Consider the following 23728-nt stretch of genomic DNA (forward strand, 5'->3'; position numbering starts at 1 on the left):
ATATCCTTACACCTGCTTTTTATCTTTGTAACAACTCTTGTGCTTCTTGTGATAAATCACCATTAATCGCAAATTTCTCTAAAGCTACTTTTATACCTATACTGCCAGTAATCTTATCGTAGGTAACTTTGCAAGATTTACCAAAACACCCATCTAAGTAACCTTCTTGTTTAACCAACAAAATAGCTGGCACAACATTAATATCAAACTGATCAAAAGCTTCGTCATCTATTTGCATACTGCCTACTTCACCATTTTCTGATATTGACATAACTAGTTTGCTAAGTTCTTTAAAACTACCATTGGGTAATCCCTTAAATACCAATGTTCCACCATATTTTACTGCTTGCTGATGATAGGTCTTCAGTAAATTACTTGGCATTCCGCTACTTATAAATATCTTAAGCACTGCTGGATTAATAAGTTCTTTGTCTATTAATTCTTTATCACTGCAATTTCGTCCTTGCTTTAAACAATGATGCTTATCTAACTCACACAGCTTTTGTAAAATAGCTTCTCTTGTTAGTATTTGTCCTGCATGTCCCAATTTTTTAGCCCAATCTTGCTGCTGATCAGTTGCCTCAATATTTTTTATGTTATTTAGCAATTCACTATTAGTGTTGCTGATGTTTTGTGCTATAGTTAAGTGACTACTGTTAAATAGTAATGTAACTAAAAAGCACAGCAGTTGGTTTTTCGCCATACTAAATACCCCCAATCTTGTCCGTCATACGGATATTCTTTAAATGTTGAATACATCATGTCACTTAAACCTAATGGCCAACAACCAATGCTATCTGATGTTGACTTTGGATTTACCATTTGTAGTTTATACTGGCTCTTCTTAATCTTTAATGCCTTAGACTTACGGCACAATTTACCTCCACCTGCCAACCGAGTGTTTTCATCAGTTGATGTCTCCTCCGCAAGCCCTATTCGGTGCATCTTGGCAATTATTCGAATAGCTAATAAACTACTTGATTGCACTCCACCAACATGATCAGCATTTGCTCCACTAAATGGATACATATTACCTAAGCAACCAGCACACCAAAACATACTATCTAGTGGCATCCTAGCTGTGCTACTTGCACAATCCAAACCACAAGCTGCTTGGGCTATAGGGTTGGCAAATAAAAAAGCTTCAGGATTTAACAGGTTCTGCAATTTTTCATCATTCCAAGTAACGTCAAACTCACTCATATAAGCCACGTCAAAGCTACTCTGCTCTAAACAAATAAAATCAGTAATAAGTTCAAGCCAATAAATTAGTGGATAAATATAATAATGAACGTGATAGAAACTATCGTGAACATGCCTGCCATCATAGCTTCTATTAAAACTACTAGTCCTTTTGCTATCAGAACCAAGAGACATACCACCAAGGTTAGTCATACAATAAGGGGTTCTTGTAACATCAATAAGTCTTACTGGTTCCCAAAAACCAATAGTGATACCTGGTACAGGAATATTGGCTTTAACACATAAACAAACTGGTGATGAGGGATTTTTTGTATCTCTTTTTTTAGGCGTTACACCACTACCAATATTAATTACGTTACCTATGCTTATTGGCAATATGCAACTCCAACAAATATCAGTAATTGGATTGACAAAATGCCCCTTACATGTAATACTTGCAGATACTGAAAATGGCATAAAAATAGCCACTAACAGTAGGATACTTAACCGTGTCTTTGTGCCTTGAGCTGGGTCGCCAAACTTTTTGCTCAAGGCCGTATTATTGATATTTGTCAATGTTTTTACCTCTTACATTATTCAAATTCCTCAAAAGGATTTAGTAATTTTACTGCAAATTTAGTAAAATGCTTGGTATTACGAGTAACTAAAACCATATCATGAACTATTGCTTGGGCAGCAAATTGGCTATCTATATCATTTGTTCCATCTATTACTAATAACTCAGCCCATTTTTGACAGACAGCTAAATCAACATTTAATATTTTATTGGAATAGGTTATTAGTATTTCTTCTAGCCAATTCTCTAAATTTAACGCTGTTGATTTATCAGTTTTAGCTTTCTTTAGTATCCCCTTTTTTATCTCCCCAACACTAATGCAGCTAATATATAATAACTTCGTAGGAATTTTATCAATCCATGCAAGCACTTTAGGATTTGGTATCTTTCTGTTTAATTCTGAAAGTATATTGGTATCAAGCATATATCTCATAATTCAACATCTCTAGCTTTGCCTTGAGCTCTTTCAAATAAATCTTCTTCGTCATCAACAGTTTTAGGTATTGATAAAAGCATTTCTTTAAAACTTTTCTTTGGAACTCTTGCTTTGTATTTTTCAGCAGAAACTATATATACTACGTCTCTAGATGACTTTACTATCTTTTGCATTTCACCATGCAATGCACTATCAACTAATTCTTCAAAATGTTCCTTTGCTTCTTGTAATTGCCATTTTTGCATAATTCACCTCTAATTTTATTAATTTACTTATAATAGCATTTTATTAGCTATGGCTCAAATTTTACCTAAATATAGTCCATTGTGCATTATAACTGTTTTTTTACGACCACTAATCAATTTCTACTTCTTTTATTCTTAAAACTTTTCCTTCCTGCTGAATTATTGCTGGTACTTGCTTAATTTTAAATTTTGTTGTTAAAACTCCTGCTTGATCAAAATATACTTCTCTATCAAGTTCTTTCTGTAAATCAAGTGGTCTACCAGCTACTAATATCAATTTGTCTTCTGCCTTTATTACTGAGCTGCTTTGTTGCTGCTTAAACCACTCAACCTGCTCTTTATCTCTGCTATCAATAAATATCAACTTCTTGTCCAAGTTTATATAATCTAGTGGATTAACTTTTGTACCTATCTTGTGAAGTAGCTTGCCATTTGGCAAAATAATATCCTCTTTTATTATATAGCTTGGATCATAAGTAAAATCTTGTGCTTTTTGAGTACGTTTGATATTGGTAACTGCTACTGGCTGCTCTATTCGAGTTTTAGCGATTTCTAACATCTTGCTTTTCTCCTGTTCTATATCAACTAATTTTAGTTTTCTTTCGATCATTGCTAAAAATCCTTCTTCTTTAACCTCAAAAATTGTTCCATATATGCCAAAATCCTTAGCAATAGTTATTTGTGGTAGTAGAATTACTAAAATCATTGTTAGTATTAGTTTCATTTATATTTTCTTTAAATCTTTCCCTATTTCTCTCCATTGCTCAAGCATCTCTGGTTTGCTAGCGAGTAGCATTTTACTGACTAGTAACATGCCATACAGAGCTTGGTCATCTTTTGGATGCAAGTAATCTAATCCTGCTTTTATTATCAGCCCACCTAGCATAATCTTTTTTCTAGCATCTTGTTTGCGTTCTAAATAATGAGTATTTTGATTATTCATACTGTATCTATAATTGTTATATGTCTTCATATTGTCTATGTTTGCTTTGTTATAAAATGGATACTGAATTTTTTTGTACATTTAATTTCTCTATCTATTATTTGTTATTATTTAATTGCTCTAGATCATTCTGATTTAGGTCACTGATTAGTTTTGCTAAATTCTCTATTACATTCTGATGTACTTGCCTGCTTATTGATATCACTCCTTCTCCTGTAATAAATTCATCAGCTGCAAATATTACTTTAGTTCTTTTATCTTTATATTTTTGGGTTTCCTCGTTTATTAGTTCTATTGCCTGATTAATTTGACCAAAAAATAAATTGCTTTCTTTTGGTTGTTGTTTCTCTTTTTGTTGGTTTATTTTTGCTTCTTCTAATTCCTTACTTACCCTTTCTTTTTCTAGCTTTAATATTTCTTTTTGTGATACATACATAATCTTGCATTGATTACCAATATCACCAAATAACAAAAACCCAAGCCAACCAATTCCAACTCCAAGTAGGATAGACACTAGTAAAACAACAATTTGTTTCTTGCTCAATTCGTTATCACTACTTATATTTATGTTCCTATTCATCTCCATACACTTACCATATTATTACTTATCCATTTTTTCTGTAGTTGGCAGAATAGCTAGCTCACCATATTTTTTTGCCAAGGCTTTTACTGCTTCATCTTTACTAAGACCACTGCGTCTTGCTTCTAATAAATATTTAAAATCAGCTGCTTCTGTTGAGTATAATACTTGCGAGTATGGATCTAGACTAAGACGTCCAACAACTTTTAAGCCAGTAGATATCAGCAGCATCTCAGCATATTTACTTGGTATCAAACTAATAGACTCAATCAACGGCACAATATCTTTAAAGGCTTCTGAAGTACTAAATGAGTTTAGTCCTTTCTCATCTTGCTTTAATATTACCGTCCAAGCACTATTTTCTAAAATGCTCCTACGCTCATCACTTTTTTGAAAATCAGTAAAATTTTGTACACAAATCACTAATGAACCCCCATATTTTCTAACAGTTCTACCAAAGCTTTCTAAGAACTTGGCTGAATAATCTAAAATCATCCAAGCTTCATCAACAATAAGTAAAAATTGCTTCGACCTATCACCACATAAGAACTGCATAGTTACTTGCATCAATACTACCTGTAATATTACCGCCAGTAATATTGGATCATTCTTGACCTCCTCAAACTCAAAAATGGTTAGTATTTCTTTAAATGATGCAGCTTTACCTTGCTCAAAAAATTTACCATGTACTCCTTTTTCACTATAAGGGTATAAAGTTTCAGCAAGAGCTTTTGCTGTAGTTGCCCCCTCTAATTCTTCTAATACTTTAGTAAGTTTGGTAATATCTAGCGTAGTACCATGTTTTTCTATACCCTCATTTATTGCTCGTTCAATGATAGCTTCTTTATGAGCATCCTTGCTAACACCACACATAGCACCAATAATGCTTTTTGCGTATATGATACTATCCTTAGTGACAAAATGATTGCCTATCTGTAATATCTCTATTCTTTGATCTAGGTCTAGGTTTTGGTCTTGATCCTTAGCAGTAAGCATTTCAATTTGTTCTAAGGACAAACCAGTAACTGATCCTATTTCCACTAAATTATAATTTCTAGCAAGCATAGAAAGAGCCTTAGCATGTTTTGTTCCACTACCTGCTATTTGAGCAAAAGGATTTAAAGAAATATTACTATGCTGATTAAATCTAATTGTTTCCCCACCGATTAACTCACAGATATTTTGATAACTACCACCTATATCTAAGATAAATACTGAAGCGTTTTGTGCTAGCATTGAAGTAGCTAGTTCTTGCAAAAATACTGACTTACCTGAACCAGATGGTGCCATAACAGCTACATTGTAATTACCGCTATTGATTCTTACAAATGGATTCCAATTAAATAACTCACCTCTGCGTCCTATTAATAGAACTCCACTTTGGTTTACTCCTTTCCACTCACCATGGATCGGCAACTTGGCTATCACTTCTTTAGCCTGAGCAATTTTAACTAGCTGGAAATGCTGTAAAAACTTCCAACTAAGTGCCTGATGCATTGGTAACTGAGATAACATTGCTGGTAATTGGAGATGCTTATTAACTTGTAATTGGAAGTCGTGTGCATTATATAGGCTAATTAAAAATTCCTCCGCTATTTCTATTTCTGACTGAGGTGCAGTAATCATTATTTGCAGTGATTCTGTCAAAAACTGCTCACCATTTTTAGCTTTAGCAATTATCTCCCGCCACTCTAAAGCTTCTTTCTTCAAGTTAGTATCATGCCTTGCATACCATTGTTCAGCAGCATGTATGCTCCTATGTCCTCTTGCTAGAATTTTTGAGCTTTGTGTTTTACTTACATTATTTGCCACTGTGTAACTAATTATTAGTCTTGCTGGTAAACTATGATCACTGGCTGAACCAAGTAAATTAATCATCTCCAGTAATGACCACTGCTCTGGTAGCATACTTGGGTAAAAACATTTAGAGACTAACTTGTTAGAAGCTAGGTTATTAGATGTTAATTTGTTTGGTTTTAATCCATTATCATTATAAATACTATCTAGATGAATTAGGCAGTCTTCTTTAACAATGGTTCTTGAAAGTGGTGTTAAGATTTGATTAGCTAAAGGGTTTATTGGATCATATTTACGGCTTAATCTTTCTTGCATTTGCATTTGTGCCATATCGCCTGCTACAAACATTAAATTTTGTGCATCACATATACGGGGAGATAATTTTATTGCTTGCAGCTTTTTTACTAATTTGCTTTGGAACACTACTACTTCTTCAATAGATTTTACACTATTATTACCTTCACTTTTTTTGCTAAAAGAAACATATATCCGAAAATCTTTAGCCATCCTTCCATCTGAACTTGTAAAATCTTTAGCACACTTACTAATAAATTCTCTACGGAATTCTGTTAATTGCTGTAACATCTGATTAGGATTACTTCTAGCATTACTCCATAATTTTAGTTTTTGCTCTATATTATGACTAGCAATCAGTAAAAATTGTAAATAGCAATTTACTGGTAATTCATTGTTAAAAAATAAGCTTAAGTTTTTTTCCAAATTAACATCTGTTCCAACTATCGGAGCTATTTCTAGCATGAAGCCTATTACATTATTTTCATTAAAGAAGATATTACATTTAGGATCAAAATATCGATAACTTAGATATCCTGCTAAAGATTTTGCTCCTTTAGTATTTTGTTCGGTATGTTCTTTCAACAGTTGTGTACTGTCGTAATTTACTTCGGCAGGACTAGTCAAACCACAAATATTGCCTATATTTTGTAAGAAATTAGCTATGTTCATATAATCATCTCATTGTCTTATTTGATATATAACAAGTTGCCATCTTTAAGTATTTTCTGATTAGTTTCTTGTTGCAACTTTATTTTATGAACCTTATTAGCTTTAATGTCAGGTTTGTCCAAGTGTCTAGCATAGCAATTTTTTCCTTGACACTTTGCCCTTTCCTTTAATTCTACTTCGACAATTTCTCCGCTATTAATTTTTTGATCAACTATGCTCAAAGGCACACAATTAAAACCACTTGCGTCTTTACAACTAAACGATGAACCATATCCACCACAGGCAGATAAACTAAATAATGTAATAATCAGTAAAATCTTTGATATTCCTTGCATTACTGTTCTCCGTATTGTTTATTTGTTGGTTTTTTGGTTCTTTCCTTGGTTATCTTTTTATGGGTGGTTAATTCTCCGACAAAAAAGCCTTTCATGAAGACAACATCTACCTTTACTCCACTAGGTATAGTAAGAACAGGCGACATGTTTTCTGCCATTCTTAAGTAATAGTCAGCTATTTTCTCAGCAGCATTCGATGTTCCTGATAAAATACCATCTGTTACCATATCCTTAAAACCTTTCTTTTGGCTAGCAATTGCTCCAAGGCTAGTGATAGTCATACTATCTAGACCTTTACTACTTTGGCTAAGCCCGCTAATAACTCCACCTATTAGGGCATTTTTTATATGCTTACTGCTCGTAGCTACTACTTTCCCCTTAATGCCATTCATACCATCTGGTCCATGCACTATTCCAGCTATGTTACTGGTAATTACTAACTCTGTGATTGGATCAATACAAACCATTTTCTCCAAGCGGATAATTACTCTTTCGCTGGATAAGTCACCATAACTACTACCTAAAATACGGCAGGTAGTAATATCAAGATTAAAGTTCTTGGGTAAGTTGCCTCTTTCTGTTAATCTAATTACTATTGGAGTAGCATGTTCATTTGGGGTATTTAATGCGGTAGATACTGCAAGACCACCAAGTAAATAGCCACTAACATAAGAAGTTTTAGGGATATAAATCTTAGCATCTTTTGGTTTATCAAATTCTATTTCACCATTTAAGTCTATAACACCAATATTTACATCACTGCCAAAATCCTTACCTTTTGTATTTTGCTCTGCTTCTTGGTGAATTTGACGCATTCTTTTTAATTCTTCTGTGCTACTGATCAGCTCATTTTTAGCAAAATTCAGTTGAATCTGCATTTTAGTTAGTTCTAATTTTATCTCTTCTTGTAGCTTTTGTTCTTTTTCTTTAAAGTTTGTTTCTGCTAACTGTAAGCGTTCATCAAATTTACGCCTATTATCGTTTAACAAATCTTCAAAGTGGTTGTGCCACATTTTCTCCGGGTCTAACGCTTCACTTGCTACTTCTAATTTAGGTTTAGTATTATCATTAATAACTCATCTTCGAGATAAATATGAGCAGAAATTATGCTATAGAACGTGAGTATTATGCGACGAGTGGAGTGTAGAATTAAATTCTCGTTACTGACTACATTTTTTCACCTGTGGAATTTTATAATAAAGAAATACTGATAAAAGTGTACTTTAATGACAAGAGTTTTTATTTGAAACAAAACAATGGTAATACACATAAGAAGCATTATGTTGACTAATTTTTAGTATGTCAAGTAGAAAAGTGATGTTTACATGACTACAAACTTCATTCCAAAACCACTACGAACCTGATTCTTTAGACGTTTCAAGCACTTTTTCGTCTCGAAGATGAGTTAATAACTGCTTTGTGCTTAATTTTTCCTTGCATTATGTTGATTAGAACAAGTACAGCAATGATGCTCCCACCCAAAAGCAGTAACAAGAAATTATACTGTTTACGTCTAATCTCCTTATTATTAGTTGTATCTAACGACTGTTTTTGACTGTCAGCTATAAATGAACTATCCACTGGAACTGTATCTGAAGCCTTAAGCTGCATATTCTCTACTATTTTGCTTTTCCCTAATAAAAAAGAGAGTCTTTCTTTAAGCTTTGCAAATATTGTCATATCAGTCCCTATCTTGCTCCTTTGCTACTATCCAAACAAATCCTTTATCTTTAGGAAGAAGTATGGTTTTGTCGATAGTGGTAGCTAAACAAAAATCAAATAGATTACTAAAATCTACTTCTTTAAGATGAACTAAGCCTTGAGCTTTCCTGTTGATTGCTACTAATCTTGCTCCAATAAGCTTACCAAAACGGTAAATCCTATCTTGCTCTATGGAAAGTCCTATGTTATGTAAGCGGTCAATTTTTCTTTTTACATGAGTAACGTAATATTTACCTTCCTTGTCAGCAATCATGTTCCTTATCATTCCAGCAATTTCTTGTTCTTGGGTGTTTACTGAGCATTTATTGTTAACAGCTGAATTATTTAGGAAACCATTGGATGGCTTATTATAAAAACTATCCATGGAAATCTTGATAATTTGCCCTTCCATGTCTTCTACTTTAAGTATTAAATCAGCAACATTCCCAGAAAAGTTGACTAAGGCTAGCTCCAAAGTCTGAGCAGTTGGAATTTTCGGTGATAAAAATATGTTTTGTGCCTTGCTATCCACTATTATTTTATACTTGCTTTCATCACCAATAATTTGTGCTATGCCTATTTTGCCAAACTCTATTCTATTAACGTTACTTGCACTTATTTTAGCCTTGATTTTATTGCCAGCTATATATTCAAATTCTTGTGCTGCAAGTGCTGCATTACTCGTTAGTATCATGGCAATTATTAGTATTATTTTGATCATTATTTATTCTCTTATTTTTCTTATCCTTTATTTTTTATCTTTATCATTTTCTTTGTTATGTTGTGCCGTTTCTTGACCTTCTTTGATTCTTACAAATTCTTTAAGTCTTAGCTGTCTACCTGCCCATTCATAAGATAATTGATAAGAAGCAGGACTAACCTCAAAGCCCTTATCACCAAACCTTGAGGTTAGCATGCCAGCAGCTATTACCTGCAAATTCTTACTATCAACTTCCAAGCTTTTGATGGAAAAGTAGGTTGATAAGGCAAATTTTTTGTACTTCTCTTTGCTATCTGCAAAATAACTTTGAATATTTCTCATATAGGTAGCATCACTTTGCGAAATATATTTAAATATGATACCTGCTTTATAGTCTATTATTTCTGGATTTAAATCTAGTAACAATGGTAAGTACATTAAACTTGTTTCTTCCAAATATCCTTTGGAGACTCCATTATTACTAATCCATACTTCTTGGCTAAGACTTGGCATCAATATTACTTTCTCATTGTTTGTCAATAATTTAACTGATAGTCCTAAAGCAGTTAGGCAAAGCAGCAACGTCAGTATTAAAAACAAATTTCGCTGTCTTGCTACTTGCTCGATGTTACCTATTGCTATTATCTTCTCCATTTTTATCTCGGCTTATTCATATCTATTTACATTTAAGTTAGTATTACTACATAAGCAGCCTTATATGAGACTCTGGTAAATTAGCTGATATAATCAGCCTAGTCAGTGGTAGATGCCAATAGAGCCAACGCTGGATTATTCCAAGCCACCATTGATGCATAAACCAACCACCTATAGCAAAACCAATAGCACCACCAGCAAAAGACCATAGCACGCCTTTAAAACATAAAATGATTAACCCAAAGCTAATGCCTCCTACTATTGAACCAATAGATATGTTCCAAAATCTAACGTGTTTGTTTAAGCAATTATTAAATCGTACTCTTTCCATAATTGAATCTCACAAGTAAAAAACCAATATTGTTACAATTTACACTTGATTTAAGCCATAGCAGCAAGTATGCCCATACAAATAGCACTGCTACCTATAAAAACTGTACCGCCACGAAATACCCGAACGCGACCATCACCTTCAGACATAATGGCTGTGGTAATACCACCAATACCAGCTCCATAAACCCAGTAATCTGCGGCAAATTTTACCAGTGGTTCAGTTACACCTTTACCAAATTTACCTAAATCTACTGCTAAACTTTCTGATGTAATAAGGGTAAGTAAAATGCCAATTATTCCATAACTAAGATATAAGAAACTCTTATTCCAGTTGTCATCTAGACAATTTTGTTTGCTAGTTATTTTCTGACTTGTGCCTAGTATTTTCTTTGAATCGACCATAATTCTCCTCTTTTGTTATTTCTTGTTACTTTCCCCGTTGTAGAGGCATAACTAAACTTAAAATGATAAATTACGTGATTTTCTTTAAAATAAATAGGTGTCATTATCACCCATATTTTTGAAGACTACACAATTAGAAAACAATACTCTTCAACTGCCAAGTATTGGTGTTTGATGTTGTCGTATTTTTAAAGATAATAGACCTCTTTCGAAACTAGACTTTAAGGAAGAGAGGTGTTATAAGTATCTGATTTGGAGGATGAACAGTTTCGTCGATTAACAGGAGTAAAGAAGATGACATTCTCAAGGATGGTGGATATTTTGAGGCAAAGAGACAATTTGACTAAACTCTTAATAAAAAATAAATAAATTGTATTAATTATCCTCTAATATTTTGATAGCTAATGTGTATAGTTCTTGTTCTATCCATTCTACCCGAGCTAGTTTTGCCAACGGTATAAAGTTCTTTAAAGTATCAAAAGCGATTCTTTTCTGTTTCTCTTTTGACTTAATGTAATGAAGAGTTTGCATATTATGTAACCTATCAGCAAGCTTGATATACCATGCATCTATATCTTCTGACTCACGTAATTTCTGCAAGGCATGTTCTCCTTCAATTTTTACTTTTTTTATTGCAATATCATCAAGCTTCGTCAGTTTGTTAACTAATTCTGCTATTTTTGTGCCAAATGAAAACTGTATCTGACTAATAGTCAGTTCTGTATCCTCTACAATATCATGCAATAAGGATGCTGCTATTATTTCAGTTTTACAGGAAATCCCAGCTGCTATTAATGCAACCTGTATTGGATGATGGTAAAATGGCTCACCAGAGTGTCGTTTCTGATCTGCTTGGTGTTTGATAACGTATTTTAATGCCAGTTTTACAACAGGAACATCTATTATGGTACTGTGCCTTTTACTACATGCTTTAATTTTATCTAAGAATTCCTTTTTCAAAAATTCTTGTAGTTGCTGACTATGAGACTCATGTAACGAATGTAGCAGGATAATGACTTTTTTACCGGTCATAAACGATTCCCTATTGAATGTTTACTTTAAAACTTGCTTAGTCTATTAGCGAGGAGCTACTTTTAGTAGCAACGAAGCAATCCAGAAAAATTATTAGATTTGGATTGCTTCGTAGTGCTTACGCACTTCTCGCAATGACGATATCATTCTTGATCATGTAATGCCCCTGCTATTGGCACTTCATCTGTAATTTCAGATAAACAATAATAGGCTGGCTTAACAAAATTACTCCAGTATTTTATTCCGGCTGTTCCAGAGTCTTGGATAGTTTGATAATAGGAATGACCTGATAATTCCTCAACAAAATAAGCAAACGCCTTGCCTCTTGCCATCATCTCATCACATAATATTTCTCTACCTTCTACCCCTAATTTATGTTGGATGATTTCTAGTAAACATTCTTTGGCTACATTTCGTATTTGAGATGATATTGATATTTTTTCCATTAGTTTAATTGAGTCCTGATCTCCCAACTCGACTCCTATGCTCAGAGTTAAATCAGCAAGGAACTCATCTTTAACAGTACCATAACCTTTTCTTAAATATTCTGACAAATATGAAGCAACCTCTTGTTTCCCTGCCACTAAATGTAAATATAAATCCCAAGCGGTATTTTTTTGGCTATTATTAAATATTTCTTGGCATTCTGAAAGTTCAATATTTTTAACTGTCTCCAACATAGACATGTCTGAGTCATAATTTTTTAAAACTTTGGTCAAATCAATTTGATACTGATTATCTAAATAAGTGTCTATTTTTCCTTGCTCCTGCCTTGATGTATTAGACATTCGTACTCTACTATATAAAAATTGCTTGCCTGGCATAGTTACCTCCCTTTAGTGTTATTTAATTGTAGTTTTGATCTATTTAATGGTGGTGGTGTATTAGATGGAGAATATCTACTCATAAATCTTCCTATCATACGATCTACTTTTTTAGTTGTTTCAGTTTCCATTTTTAAAGATTCATCTCTTTTTTTGCTTTCTAGTAACGGTTTATCGGTTCTAATTGACTCTTGTGCTTCTAGCTTTAATTTTATAAAAATATTCAATTTTTCTTTATCGGGATTGGATTCTGGTAATGCATCAGCCGATAGTTGTATTTTCTTCAGTTTTTCATAAAAAGATTTATCAGCTGCTTCTATCTTGGTCATTACTTTGTCTACATCTTTCTCTCCTTGTTGTCGTATTTTATCAAGTTCAGCTAATTGTTTCTCTACCGGAGTTAAGCCTAATTTCTTATAACCCCCCACATATTTTTACAAGGTTCTCTAACTCTTCTAATGCCGTACTACTTGCATCTGCTGTTTTTTCTTTGTGATATACTACTGCATGAATATCATAATGTCTTGCTACTAACTTACCTGCTAGATCAGGATATAGCTCAGCAACTTTGTATAATGCTTTTCTTTCTTTTTCTCGTGAGCTAGTTAATGGTTGTAATTCATTTAAGATTGCCTGTTCAGGAGACATGTCATGGATATACTGAGAATCTTTTGACATTTTTTCAAATAATTGTCGATTAGCAACATTATCACTCTTTTCTGTTAACTGCATTCCCTGTGATATTGATTCTGCTTGTCGTTTTGCTAACTCATGATGCTCAGCTGTTTTCTGTAATGTTTCTTCGGCTAATTTTTGTTTATCATGATGATATTGCTTTTTTTCTTCTTGCACTAACAAATCACTATTGACTGTATTAACAGTAACTATCATATCCTGAGCAGTAGTGATATTTTGTTGAGATAGGTCGATTTCTTGACCTTTATTCTTCTCCAAAGCTAACATCATTTCTCGATATTTACCTTGGGTCACTGGCAAACTATAGACATGTCCTAGATGTTCTATATAGCCTATTGCCTCATCTCCTTCACCATTAAACCTTACTGGCTTTGGACTACTGATCTCTGACAATTTACCTTGACTATCATAATGAGCAGTAAAATATACTGCTCGGTCTAAGGAAATATTTCGACCATTTTCATCTTTTACAGCTAATGACAAATGCATAGGACCGCTTTTATTTACCAATTCTGTTGGGAAATCTATGGTTCGATAGTTATTGATTTGTTTAAGAGTACCATCTGACAAAGAGACTAGAGTATTAATTTTATGAGTTGTTTCCTTGATAGTAGCTAACTCATCACCTGAATCATTTCTTACTATTTGGCTTCTGATATTGTCTTGCCTATCACCATCTTGCCAGCTGATTGTATGGAATCGATCAGCAAAATTATGGTGAACTTTCTTATAGCCTGCTATCTCTGTTTTTTCTAATTCAGCTTTAACTTTGCTATTTAGAAATGCTTGGTTAATTATTGCTCTGTTATTGACATTTTTAAGATATTCAGCAAATTTCTGATCGTCATGGTAATTTACTGTTACATCAAGATTCGCAGCGATATAATCTTTTAAGATATTCCGCTGTTTTTGCAGGATTTCTTGCCTGATGGCTTGAGTAATAGGATCTAATTCTTCTTCTATACCAAAGAAGCTGCTACTACTGACCGAATTAGTTAAAGTAACTAAGTCTTGTGCTTCTTCTGTTGGTTCTATAACTTCAGTAATATTACTGAGTTGTGGGTTATCTTTCATAATCCTGCTCTATTAATGACGTATGTGTTTATAACTCGTCATCAATGGACTTTGTCCATATATGACGTTAGTATTGGGCTAGCTATACTACGGTATTGCTGATACTTACGTTATAAAACTGCAAAAATAATAGAGTTTGACTAGTGGAAGGAATTTGTGTATGATCATAGTACACCTCAATAATGGTTGTAATTTAATAGCAGTGCTATTGGATTAATTTTGCTAGTAAGTACTTTTCGTCTGCAAAACTTTAGAGTACTTACTAGTTTACTATAACATTTAGGTCTTAGCTTTGTCGAAAAATTAGGCTAAACTTTAAATATTACATAGTTTGAGACTTACCAAAATGTGTATTTTGGTTCTAAAAAATCAGTCAGCAATCACTGATCTTTTTTTTATGATCTCATTCTATTTTTGGGAGTTTAATATAATTATTTTGGGGTGTCAAATAAATTATGTCCTCAAGACATAATTTTTATTTAAATAGCACTTTTTATATTAGAAAATGGCTCTTGTTTATAAAATACAAGAATTTTTAAAGAGAAAATTCGACGAATTAAATTTAAAAAGAACGGATTTTGCTAAAAACAGCGGCATTTCCTATCCTACTGTAATTGATATAACAAAAGGATATAAACTAAATCCTGATATAAATACTATACTTAAAATTGCCAATTATTTTAGATGCTCACTTGATGAAGTTATAGGTAGAAATGACTATACTATTTTACCTAACACAAGAAATTTGGCATTTCATGAAATTACTTCAGAAGAGATAGTAACTAATATAAGAAGATTTCTAGAAAATAAAGTAGAGAAGCAAAATCTAAATTTATATAAACTAAGTATAGATATAGGCTTTAGTATTAAACCTTTACATAGGTTCGTTAATGTCAATAGAGAACAAAAAACTTTAAATAGTCAAATCATAGTAGCTCTAGCAGATTATTTTCAAATATCACTAGATGAAATGGTTGGCAGAATTAAGCCTACTACTTCTTCTAGTAATGATAAACTTTCTCAACAAAACTCCAATAGTTAGAGTGTCATAATCATAATATATTATATGAATTATCAGGGTTAAAATGGGTTAATTATTTCAAGACCTAAATAACTGAAGTCTTTAATATTCCGTGTTACTAAAATAAGATCAAAATGTAAAGCTGTAGCAGCAATTAAACTATCAACAGCTGGTAACGTTCTACCTGACTGAGCTTGTATTACTCCCCATTTATTAGCTACTTGCTGATCAATAGGTAAAATACGACCGGCAAACCACGATGTTAACTCTTGATCCAACCATATACAGATATTTTCTCTTCTTTTTATATCTGTAATCTTATCAATACCCTTGCGTATTTCTCCTATGGTTAAAACACTTAAATATAAGTCTCGATTTTGTACAGCATTAAACCACTCTACTACCCGTGTATTTTGTTTTACTTTGATAAGTTCAGAAATTACATTTGTATCAATTAAGTAACTCATTTAAATTACAACTCAATTTCTCGACAAGAACTTTTGTCCCTTTCAAGATCAATTTTCAATCCTCTTAGCGGAGAATTTTGTAGAAATTGAACAAAAGAGGATTTTGGAGAGATTAAGTCAACATATTGGTTGATGGATATTATAACAGCCATAGTTTTACCTTTAACACTAATTTCTTGAGGACCATCATTAACTGCTTTTTGTATTATCTCACTTAGTTTTGTTTTCACTTCTTGAATTTGCCATTTTTTCATATAATCATTTTCCAAATGAACTTGATAATTTAAAACTAGTTTATTTTATATTTTATTTAAAAATAAGTTATTTCTATGCATAATCGATGTGAAGTAATTAGGTATACATTGTAAAATGAGTAATTTTTCTAGTTCATACAATGCCCATATTATAAGTATGAGTGTCAAATAATAATCTCACAGCTAATCCTTTATCCCTAACCTTGTTGCCATTTCTTCAGACCATTTGTCAAAATCTTTAGCTACTTTAATTTTATCTTTAAATATCCCAAGCCTATTAATAGATTTCACAGGATTGTATTTAACGATTTTAGCAATTGGTTTCCCAGCTCTTTCAATAATAACTTCTTCATTTTTGTCTTCTACTTCTTTCAGTAGAGATGATAAGTGAGCTTTTGCAGAAGTAATGTTTACTGGATACATAAAGTTTAATTTACTTTTTACTAGGATTAATATTAGTTCAATTAAATATGTTTATCAACCATAATTAAGTAAAAATATCAATAACATTATATTGACTTTATACAAGTATATATTTAAAATTTAAGGCGGAATTACTGCAAAGTAATTCTGGAGTTTCAAAACCTCCTTTAAGCAGCGGTGTGCATTTACCGTAAAATGGTGCTTCTCGGTTTTTATGGTCGGGGGGATGGTAATCGTATGTTCGGCTTAAGTGTTTACATTTAAGCCCGACGGTTACCATAGCTGTCTGCTTACAGTGTTTTGAACTCCCCGATCACCAATCTAGACTCATTTCTTCTAAAAATCTTGTCTTTGGTGGTCAAAAACTTACAGTTTATTGACATTTAGGGGAAGATTATATGCATTTAAGTTGGGATTGGGATACAACCATTTTTGCTATTTTTTTAGTTTTTAACTTAGCAGTAGGTTTATTTTATAGTCGTGGTATAAAAAATATTAACGAATATGCTATAGGAAACCGCAATTTCTCCACCAGCACTATAACTGCTACAATTATTGCTACTTGTATAGGGGGCGGCTTCTTTTCTGAGGCAGTTAGTGAATCGTATACACAAGGTTTATATTTTATCATTCCAGCAATTGGTGAACCTTTGGCTCTCATAATTGTTGGTTACTTATTAGCTCCACGTATGGCAGAGTTTTTGGGTAATCTTTCCATAGCTGAAGCTATGGGTACTCTATATGGTAAAAAAGTTCAATTGGTTACAGCTATAGTAGGTATTTTCCTTTGCACCGGAATAGTTGCATTGCAATTTAAGGTTTCAGCTACCATGCTGCAACTTTTCTTTAATCTTTCTAGTTTTTATGCTGTTTTGGCAAGTGCTGTTATAGTAATATTATATTCGGCTTTTGGTGGTATAAAGGCTGTTACTTTTACAGATATAATACAATTCTTTACTTTTGGCACTATTATTCCTGTAATTACTTTAATGATTTGGGGAACTCTCCATGATCCCAATAAAGTTTTTGTAACAATTAATGAGAATCCTTTATTTGATTATAGGCAGCTATTTAATTTTAACTCTAAGTCTATAAGCTCCTTTTTGCTGTTATTATTTTTTCTAATCCCAGGTTTTCAACCGGTTTTTTTTCAAAGATTGGCGATGGCTAAGAATATCACACAAGTTAGACAGTCTTTTATAACAGCAGGTTTAATATGTCTTGTGATATTAGTAATAATAATGTGGGTTGGAATATTATTACTGGCAGACAATCCTAATCTTAACCCTAATAACTTGTTAGCCCATATTATAGAGAATTACAGCTATTCAGGATTAAGAGGACTTACTGCTATAGGTATTATAGCGATAATCATGTCTACGGCAGACTCATACATTAATTCTTCAGCTATATTATTCACTAATGATATTTTAAAATTATTAGATTTTAAGGTTATAAGAAAGATACGTAATAATCTTAGTGATCTCATTATATTACGTATTCTTGCTGTTTTTGTTGGTATTTCTGCTATTTTCCTAGCTTTTAAAGCAAAGAGTATACTTGCTTTACTGTTAATAGCATTAGATTTCTATATGTCTGTAGTTTCAGTACCTTTCCTCTTAGCAATTCTAGGCTTTCGTAGTAGTAGTAAAGCAGTATTAATGGGAATGTTTGCTGGATTTATTATAGCAGTTAGTTTTAAAGTCCTAAATGTAAAAATAGAGCCTATAGTACCAGCTATGGTAGCTAATTTGTTAACTTTGATGTTTAACCATTACTTTTTTAAACAAGCTGGTGGTTGGATTGGGGTAAAAGACACAAGCCCCATCATCGCTCTTAGACTTGAACGTAAAAGAAAATTTAGGAAAATTATTAGTGCAATCAAACAATTTAATCTGATAAATTTTTGCAAAGGTAATCTACCAAAAAATGAAATTACTTATTTTCTATTTGGCTTCTTTGTAATAGTTTCCACTTATTCATCATTATTTACTATCCCAGAATATTATAGCACAAAATATGCTAATATTTATCACTTCATTCACCATTCAGTATTAATAATAGCTACCGGATTTGTAACTTATTCGATATGGCCTCCTAGATTTAAAAACGAGATATTTATCGCATTAGCTTGGAATTTAGGTATTTTATATCTGTTGATTTGTGTTGGAAGTATGTTGGTTATGATTAGCGAATTTCATCAACTACAATTAATGATATTTATTATTAACTTGTTAGTTACGGGAATATTGCTTAGGTGGCAGATAGCTTTATTTATCACAATTTTTGGCACATTCACATCATTACAATTTTTTAAATGTTGTATGGGTAAATATTATTTAACTAGTAATTTTGGTAATATACAATTCCAAATAATTTACCTTTTATTACTATTTAGTAGTGTACTAATAGCATTTCTGAAACCAAAACAAAAATATGAAGAATTGTCTGAGACCATGAAGAGTGTATGGGAAACAAAATCAAGAAAACTAACGCATGATTTGATAAAAATAGCACAACATGAAGAAGAGTTTTTTAATAGAATAGAAGCTCAAGAACAACAGCAACTTCATAGCTTGCAACTCCAATTTAAAGCATTATGTACAAAACTACAAAAAACAGATAATAAAGACCAAATTTTTCGGATTACTGAAGAATTATATGAGGTAGCAAAACGAATAGAGGCTTGGGCTTTATATCTTTCGACTATTACTCACAGAGTAAGGCGTCAAGTGCATATTAAGCCTACTAAAATTAACATTATGGATTTAGTAAATGAAGTAGTAGTAGAATGTGAAAAATTATCTGATCAACCATTACGGTTTGTTAACCAATATGCAATAAAATATCATAATATAACATGCGATCCAAAGAAACTGAAGGCAGTAATAAAAAGCCTGTTGATTCATGCTATCAACAATAATGTTGATAGTAATCTAGTGAGTATTTTTCTAGAGGATGATGTTCTAGATTTTAAGGTAAATATCTCGGAAACTACTAAAAGTAAAAAATCAATTGAAGCAGTAAGACTAACAATAAAGAATCAAGGAGATCACCTTACTGAACAACAACTTAAATTAATTTTCACTCCAACTTTTAGGGAAACTAATGAACTAACTTTTTTTGAGTGTTCTAATATTATAGATGCTCACTATGGGAATTTTAAGGTCGATAATAACCAAGATAAAGGTATAAATTATAATATCACTATTCCTGCTAATATTAAGGAGATTCGACCTAAAGTAATGGATTTACCTGATATAAGGATTGAGAACTTTGAAAAGATTACAGAAATATTTTTACAGGAACAAAAGGATGACAGATTAAACATAGCACAAAAATTACTGCAAGCAGGGGTTGACTTTGATATTATTGAGCAAGCTACCTTAATTAAAAAGGAGGAAATTACCAATATTTAGTGGCTGGAAAAGGAAGCATTTAATAGGAGCAATTAATTTATCTGATTTGCAATTAGTTAGCACAGATAATCCTAAAGTAAACGGTGATTATATAATCAATTTTCTACAAAAATTAGAAGTAGAAAATCCTAATAAAGAGAAGATATATTTGATTTGTGATTTTTAAATAGCTTAGATTAATATTACCACTTAGATAATTTCTTAACTTTACTTTTTGTGGGATACTAAGAAATTTATTATCTTCTTGAAGATATTATTCCAAATAATAGAATTTTTCAAATAATTCTATTATTTGATATGTTATAGTCAATTGATAAGAATTTGGTGACGTCGTCACTCTTCAGTTAGAAAACAATACCCTTCAACTGCCAAGCATTGGTGTTTGATGTTGTCGTATTTTTTTAAGATAATATTTTCCCTAGTGTCTCTATTCTACCGCTGATCTATTAAATCTTGCAAAAAAATACCCTAGGCAAAAACTTTCTCTAGACTCTGTCAATTAGTGGGATTAAATGTGGTGTGGATACTACGCAGTGTGGTGTCAAATACCGAGGTTAGACAAGAAATAGGATGATTTTTAAATCTAACCTCAGTGTCCATTTTTTATAGACAAAAATAGGGGTTAATTATATGGTGAGCGATATTAAAGATCAACAACAAAACTACTTAACAAATGAAGAAATAAATAATCTCAGTGAAGTCTCTATACGACTGTTTTGCAAGATCTTCCAAAGCAACAATAGAACGGAGCTAAATCTTGAACAAATTAGACTTGGAGCAGAAGGAGCTGAGTTAGTTGCCAAGTTTCTTGAAAATAATAAAATTACCACCTATATAAATCTTACCGAAACTAATATAGGTTATCAGGGGATAAAGCATCTTGTTAAAGCATTAGAGAATAATATTACTTTAACTGATATAGACTTTGAATACAACAATATTGGAGATCAAGGAGCAATCATACTGGCACAATTCCTAACAAATAATAAAACCATCAAGCGAATAAATCTCAATGTCAATAATATTAATGATGAGGGGTTTGTACAACTTTTCAAGGCCTTAGAAATTAATAGGACTATAAGGCAAGTAAAGCTTAGTTATAATAATATTAGTGATAAGGGGGTAATGGAATTGGTAAAAAGTTTAAATACTAATAAAATTAATGGCGAAATAATAATGGATTATATAGATCTTGAAAACAATGATATTAGTTATGAAGTGTTAGAGCTACTAATTAAAGTGCTAGAGGAAAATAATAAAAAACTGGTGGATAACTATAACTGAGATATAGGGTTTTCACCATTCCTCCTCCTTTTAAGTTAATCGTGTATTTTTATTTTTCTGAAGACTAACTGAATAACATTTAACAACTGTTTAAAATTTAAAAATTTTAAACAGTTACATCAATAATAAATACCCCCAAAAATGTCAATAATGTTGCAATTAGCCACAATGGCTAATTACTTATCTAGCTTATTTACCATAACTACAATAATAACTGTAATAAGTGAAATTTGATTTAATTATAGCAATTATTTACTGATGTCTCATCTTTGCAGCTGTGCTTAATATTTTCAAGAAATAATCATATTTATTCTACGATCTCACTGTACTCTTAGGATTATATCAGATAAATGTGGATCTGTTGTTGCGTTGTAGTTGCAAGTAACATCAAAGTAAGTATCACAAGGTTAGAGTTAAAACGCCAATTTTACTCATCTAACCTTGCAGTACACCATTTTTTGTAACCTCAAAAAACAGTAGGAAAATCATATGTCCAATAATAATGAAAATCAACAAGAAGTTAAAGAAATTACTAATTTGTACGAACTTCAACCACAATTAGTGGAAGCACGACTAATTTTAGAAAGGGTTTTAAAAACAGCTTGTTCTAATGATAAGTTAATGAAAAAAATATATGAATATTCCGGTGATAGCTCTACAACCATTATATGGTATTTACAGCAAGTCATAAAATATTTAGATGCCATAATTATTAATAATAAAGTAATTATCGATGCTTTAGCTGGTAAATCTTAGTAAAATTACTTATCTTTATTTTTGTAATCTGTGATATTAAAATAACAAAGTAGGATTTAGTAGAGTAGACGGAAAAGATGTCCTTTACGTCTACTCTAACTAAAATTAGAAATATTTATATAATGATTCTTGGCTCAATAATTTGTTATTAATAATTCATTAGATGTTTTTCTATAATTTGACATAGAATATTTAACGGTAATAGTGCTAATATTAAAACCTTTATATACATCTCTAATAAAGCTTGTATCACTGTTAGAGAGCATAAGTTTCACACCTTTATTACTTAATTCTTTGGCAAAATTACTAAGTCTTACTTGGTCATTTTCACCAAATGGTAACCTAGTATAAAAAGTTTCACCTGATTTATGATAAGGTGGATCAAAATAAACAAAATCATTGGTCTTAGGTTCAATAAACGAGAAATCACTTGCGTAAATTAGAGTATTTTGCAAAAGATTGCTGCATTGGTTAAGTATGATAGCAAAATTATTAGATTGACCATACTGTCTAGTAGAATAAGACATTTGTACTTGGTTATATTTATTTACTCGATATACTCCTCTAAAAGAATATTGGTTTAAATACAAGAATCTTGCGGTAATTTCTAGAGGATCATTACTATTAACGTTATTATCTCTGATCTGATAATAATGTTCTTTAGTATGTTTTAACTTATATGATTCACATAATTCAATAATTTTTGCTGGATTCTTTTTGACAGCATTGTAGCTTGTTATAAGTTCAAGATTGATGTCAGATAAAAAACATTTTTTAAATCGATTTTTTACTTGAAAAAACAGTGCTCCACCACCAAGAAAAGGTTCATAATAATTATTTAAATCTAATGGAATGCGTTCAAGCAATTTATCAATAAATTTTCTTTTCCCTCCTACCCATTGAAAAAATGGACTAATAATGGGATTAACTGTAGTACGAATAGCAGTTATTTTAGTAGCCGTGTTGATGCTTTCATTTCTAGTAATTTGCTGCTGGGTCATTTAAATTTATCCTTCAATTGCTCTTTAGTAAAGCATAGAAGATTAACTAAAAACGAATAGTTGACATTTTTACCCATTTATTTTGTTGTTTAGTAGTCTTGACAACTACATATGAATATATTAGAATATAATGTATTCACAGTACATGACATTATTATGACCACAATTACTACACGTATTCCAGATGATTTAAATAACTCTTTATCTTTGATAGCTAAATCAATGGAAAGATCAAAAAGCTATATTGTTCATAAAGCAATTGAAAGCTACATTAAAGAACAACTAGAAGATATAGAGGATGCAGAAGATGCTTTAGTACGAATAAAAAGTCCAAACAGAAAATTTTATACTTCTGAAGAAATGAAACAAAGATTAGAAGAAAAATATCGCACAAAGCAGAGTTTATAAAACTAAATGGGATGATAAAACAGATGCAGATTTATCAAATATTTCTCCTGATATCGCTTTAAAAATATACAATAAAGTGGAGAGCTATACATCAATGCCACAAAAATTAGGAAAGCCGTTAATTGGTAAATACAAAGGTCTTTATCGATGATACGGTGACTACAGAATACTTTATGAAACTGATTTAGAAAATAATTTGGTCATTATAAATAAAATAG

Annotated in this window: 28 protein-coding genes and 1 pseudogene; 6 read left to right on the forward strand and 23 right to left on the reverse strand. The window is 31.8% G+C overall.

Translation table 11 applies throughout. From position 1 onward, the window contains the following. Window positions 1–19 precede the first annotated feature (19 nt). The 15 genes from trbC to AAGD53_RS01160 all read right to left on the reverse strand — a co-directional run bounded on the left by trbC (window position 20) and on the right by AAGD53_RS01160 (window position 10851). The gene (gene trbC, locus AAGD53_RS01090; RefSeq protein ID WP_341762956.1) at window positions 20–703 is read right to left on the reverse strand and encodes a type-F conjugative transfer system pilin assembly protein TrbC; all 684 of its coding nucleotides are present in this window, start codon (window positions 701–703) and stop codon (window positions 20–22) included. Continuing rightward, a complete protein-coding gene (gene traU, locus AAGD53_RS01095) occupies window positions 673–1659 on the reverse strand; it encodes a conjugal transfer pilus assembly protein TraU (RefSeq protein WP_341762957.1) in 987 nt (328 codons plus the stop codon). The genes trbC and traU overlap by 31 nt, the downstream gene beginning before the upstream one ends. 116 nt (window positions 1660–1775) lie before the next feature. After that, entirely contained in the window at window positions 1776–2192 is a 417-nt protein-coding gene (locus tag AAGD53_RS01100) for a type II toxin-antitoxin system VapC family toxin (RefSeq protein WP_341762958.1), read from the reverse strand. After that, window positions 2189–2440 carry a type II toxin-antitoxin system prevent-host-death family antitoxin gene (locus AAGD53_RS01105; RefSeq protein ID WP_341761896.1) on the reverse strand — a complete coding sequence of 84 codons (252 nt, stop codon included), beginning with the start codon at window positions 2438–2440 and terminating at the stop codon, window positions 2189–2191. The genes AAGD53_RS01100 and AAGD53_RS01105 overlap by 4 nt, the downstream gene beginning before the upstream one ends. A 109-nt stretch (window positions 2441–2549) precedes the next feature. Continuing rightward, complete coding sequence (gene traW / locus AAGD53_RS01110) at window positions 2550–3164, reverse strand: type-F conjugative transfer system protein TraW (protein WP_341762959.1); 615 nt, start codon at window positions 3162–3164, stop codon at window positions 2550–2552. Next, window positions 3165–3464 (reverse strand): conjugal transfer protein TraD, encoded by a 300-nt coding sequence (locus AAGD53_RS01115; protein WP_341762960.1) that lies wholly within the window; start codon window positions 3462–3464, stop codon window positions 3165–3167. It lies immediately after the preceding gene. Between the two features lie 16 nt (window positions 3465–3480). Beyond that, entirely contained in the window at window positions 3481–3963 is a 483-nt protein-coding gene (locus AAGD53_RS01120) for a hypothetical protein (RefSeq protein ID WP_341762961.1), read from the reverse strand. A 21-nt stretch (window positions 3964–3984) separates the two neighbouring features. Then, a complete protein-coding gene (locus AAGD53_RS01125) occupies window positions 3985–6726 on the reverse strand; it encodes a TraC family protein (RefSeq protein WP_341762962.1) in 2742 nt (913 codons plus the stop codon). A gap of 17 nt (window positions 6727–6743) precedes the next feature. Beyond that, the gene (locus tag AAGD53_RS01130) at window positions 6744–7061 is read right to left on the reverse strand and encodes a hypothetical protein (RefSeq protein ID WP_341761819.1); all 318 of its coding nucleotides are present in this window, start codon (window positions 7059–7061) and stop codon (window positions 6744–6746) included. Then, window positions 7061–8074, reverse strand: a complete 1014-nt coding sequence (locus tag AAGD53_RS01135; RefSeq protein WP_341762963.1) for a TrbI/VirB10 family protein — start codon at window positions 8072–8074, stop codon at window positions 7061–7063. The genes AAGD53_RS01130 and AAGD53_RS01135 overlap by 1 nt, the downstream gene beginning before the upstream one ends. A 364-nt stretch (window positions 8075–8438) precedes the next feature. Beyond that, window positions 8439–8741 carry a hypothetical protein gene (locus AAGD53_RS01140; RefSeq protein ID WP_341762964.1) on the reverse strand — a complete coding sequence of 101 codons (303 nt, stop codon included), beginning with the start codon at window positions 8739–8741 and terminating at the stop codon, window positions 8439–8441. Between the two features lies 1 nt (window position 8742). After that, window positions 8743–9483 (reverse strand): type-F conjugative transfer system secretin TraK, encoded by a 741-nt coding sequence (locus AAGD53_RS01145; RefSeq protein ID WP_341762965.1) that lies wholly within the window; start codon window positions 9481–9483, stop codon window positions 8743–8745. A 27-nt stretch (window positions 9484–9510) separates the two neighbouring features. Further along, window positions 9511–10116 carry a TraE/TraK family type IV conjugative transfer system protein gene (locus AAGD53_RS01150; RefSeq protein WP_341762966.1) on the reverse strand — a complete coding sequence of 202 codons (606 nt, stop codon included), beginning with the start codon at window positions 10114–10116 and terminating at the stop codon, window positions 9511–9513. A 46-nt stretch (window positions 10117–10162) separates the two neighbouring features. Continuing rightward, on the reverse strand, window positions 10163–10447 hold the full coding sequence (locus AAGD53_RS01155; RefSeq protein WP_341762967.1) for a hypothetical protein: 285 nt from the start codon (window positions 10445–10447) through the stop codon (window positions 10163–10165). Between the two features lie 50 nt (window positions 10448–10497). Beyond that, window positions 10498–10851: a hypothetical protein gene (locus AAGD53_RS01160; protein ID WP_341762968.1), complete on the reverse strand. Its 354-nt coding sequence runs from the start codon at window positions 10849–10851 to the stop codon at window positions 10498–10500. A gap of 252 nt (window positions 10852–11103) precedes the next feature. On the opposite strand from AAGD53_RS01160, the pseudogene AAGD53_RS07710 reads away from it, so the two are divergent. Continuing rightward, window positions 11104–11199, forward strand: a pseudogene (locus AAGD53_RS07710) (IS5/IS1182 family transposase); the annotation flags it as partial. A gap of 27 nt (window positions 11200–11226) precedes the next feature. Here AAGD53_RS07710 and AAGD53_RS01165 read toward each other — a convergent pair. From AAGD53_RS01165 to AAGD53_RS01180, 4 genes are all read right to left on the reverse strand, one after another. Then, window positions 11227–11883 (reverse strand): HD domain-containing protein, encoded by a 657-nt coding sequence (locus AAGD53_RS01165; protein ID WP_341762969.1) that lies wholly within the window; start codon window positions 11881–11883, stop codon window positions 11227–11229. 143 nt (window positions 11884–12026) lie between these two features. Next, a complete protein-coding gene (locus AAGD53_RS01170) occupies window positions 12027–12707 on the reverse strand; it encodes a hypothetical protein (RefSeq protein WP_341762970.1) in 681 nt (226 codons plus the stop codon). Window positions 12708–12709: 2 nt separating this feature from the next. Continuing rightward, window positions 12710–13135 (reverse strand): hypothetical protein, encoded by a 426-nt coding sequence (locus tag AAGD53_RS01175; RefSeq protein ID WP_341762971.1) that lies wholly within the window; start codon window positions 13133–13135, stop codon window positions 12710–12712. After that, window positions 13122–14477 carry a Sca4 family protein gene (locus tag AAGD53_RS01180; RefSeq protein WP_341762972.1) on the reverse strand — a complete coding sequence of 452 codons (1356 nt, stop codon included), beginning with the start codon at window positions 14475–14477 and terminating at the stop codon, window positions 13122–13124. Before AAGD53_RS01180 ends, AAGD53_RS01175 begins: the two co-directional genes overlap by 14 nt. Before the next feature lie 505 nt (window positions 14478–14982). Here AAGD53_RS01180 and AAGD53_RS01185 point away from each other — a divergent pair. Next, complete coding sequence (locus tag AAGD53_RS01185; RefSeq protein ID WP_341762973.1) at window positions 14983–15519, forward strand: helix-turn-helix domain-containing protein; 537 nt, start codon at window positions 14983–14985, stop codon at window positions 15517–15519. Window positions 15520–15557: 38 nt separating this feature from the next. Here the strand turns inward: AAGD53_RS01185 and AAGD53_RS01190 are convergent, their stop codons facing one another. The 3 genes from AAGD53_RS01190 to AAGD53_RS01200 all read right to left on the reverse strand — a co-directional run bounded on the left by AAGD53_RS01190 (window position 15558) and on the right by AAGD53_RS01200 (window position 16642). Continuing rightward, the gene (locus AAGD53_RS01190) at window positions 15558–15965 is read right to left on the reverse strand and encodes a type II toxin-antitoxin system VapC family toxin (protein ID WP_341762974.1); all 408 of its coding nucleotides are present in this window, start codon (window positions 15963–15965) and stop codon (window positions 15558–15560) included. A gap of 5 nt (window positions 15966–15970) precedes the next feature. Beyond that, window positions 15971–16219, reverse strand: a complete 249-nt coding sequence (locus AAGD53_RS01195; RefSeq protein WP_341751270.1) for a type II toxin-antitoxin system Phd/YefM family antitoxin — start codon at window positions 16217–16219, stop codon at window positions 15971–15973. Between the two features lie 183 nt (window positions 16220–16402). Continuing rightward, window positions 16403–16642 carry a type II toxin-antitoxin system Phd/YefM family antitoxin gene (locus tag AAGD53_RS01200; RefSeq protein WP_341752782.1) on the reverse strand — a complete coding sequence of 80 codons (240 nt, stop codon included), beginning with the start codon at window positions 16640–16642 and terminating at the stop codon, window positions 16403–16405. Window positions 16643–17040: 398 nt separating this feature from the next. Between AAGD53_RS01200 and AAGD53_RS01205 the strand changes: the two genes are divergently transcribed. From AAGD53_RS01205 to AAGD53_RS01215, 3 genes are all read left to right on the forward strand, one after another. After that, the gene (locus tag AAGD53_RS01205) at window positions 17041–20061 is read left to right on the forward strand and encodes a sodium:solute symporter family transporter (RefSeq protein WP_341762975.1); all 3021 of its coding nucleotides are present in this window, start codon (window positions 17041–17043) and stop codon (window positions 20059–20061) included. 630 nt (window positions 20062–20691) lie between these two features. Then, on the forward strand, window positions 20692–21345 hold the full coding sequence (locus AAGD53_RS01210) for a hypothetical protein (protein ID WP_341762976.1): 654 nt from the start codon (window positions 20692–20694) through the stop codon (window positions 21343–21345). A 489-nt stretch (window positions 21346–21834) separates the two neighbouring features. After that, complete coding sequence (locus tag AAGD53_RS01215) at window positions 21835–22101, forward strand: hypothetical protein (RefSeq protein WP_341762977.1); 267 nt, start codon at window positions 21835–21837, stop codon at window positions 22099–22101. A gap of 134 nt (window positions 22102–22235) precedes the next feature. Here the strand turns inward: AAGD53_RS01215 and AAGD53_RS01220 are convergent, their stop codons facing one another. Further along, window positions 22236–23102 (reverse strand): DNA adenine methylase, encoded by an 867-nt coding sequence (locus AAGD53_RS01220; RefSeq protein ID WP_341762978.1) that lies wholly within the window; start codon window positions 23100–23102, stop codon window positions 22236–22238. A 111-nt stretch (window positions 23103–23213) separates the two neighbouring features. On the opposite strand from AAGD53_RS01220, the gene AAGD53_RS01225 reads away from it, so the two are divergent. Beyond that, entirely contained in the window at window positions 23214–23510 is a 297-nt protein-coding gene (locus tag AAGD53_RS01225) for a hypothetical protein (RefSeq protein ID WP_341762979.1), read from the forward strand. The last annotated feature ends 218 nt before the right edge of the window (window positions 23511–23728 follow it).

This window comes from Candidatus Tisiphia endosymbiont of Melanophora roralis (genome assembly GCF_964026575.1).
GTDB lineage: Bacteria > Pseudomonadota > Alphaproteobacteria > Rickettsiales > Rickettsiaceae > Tisiphia.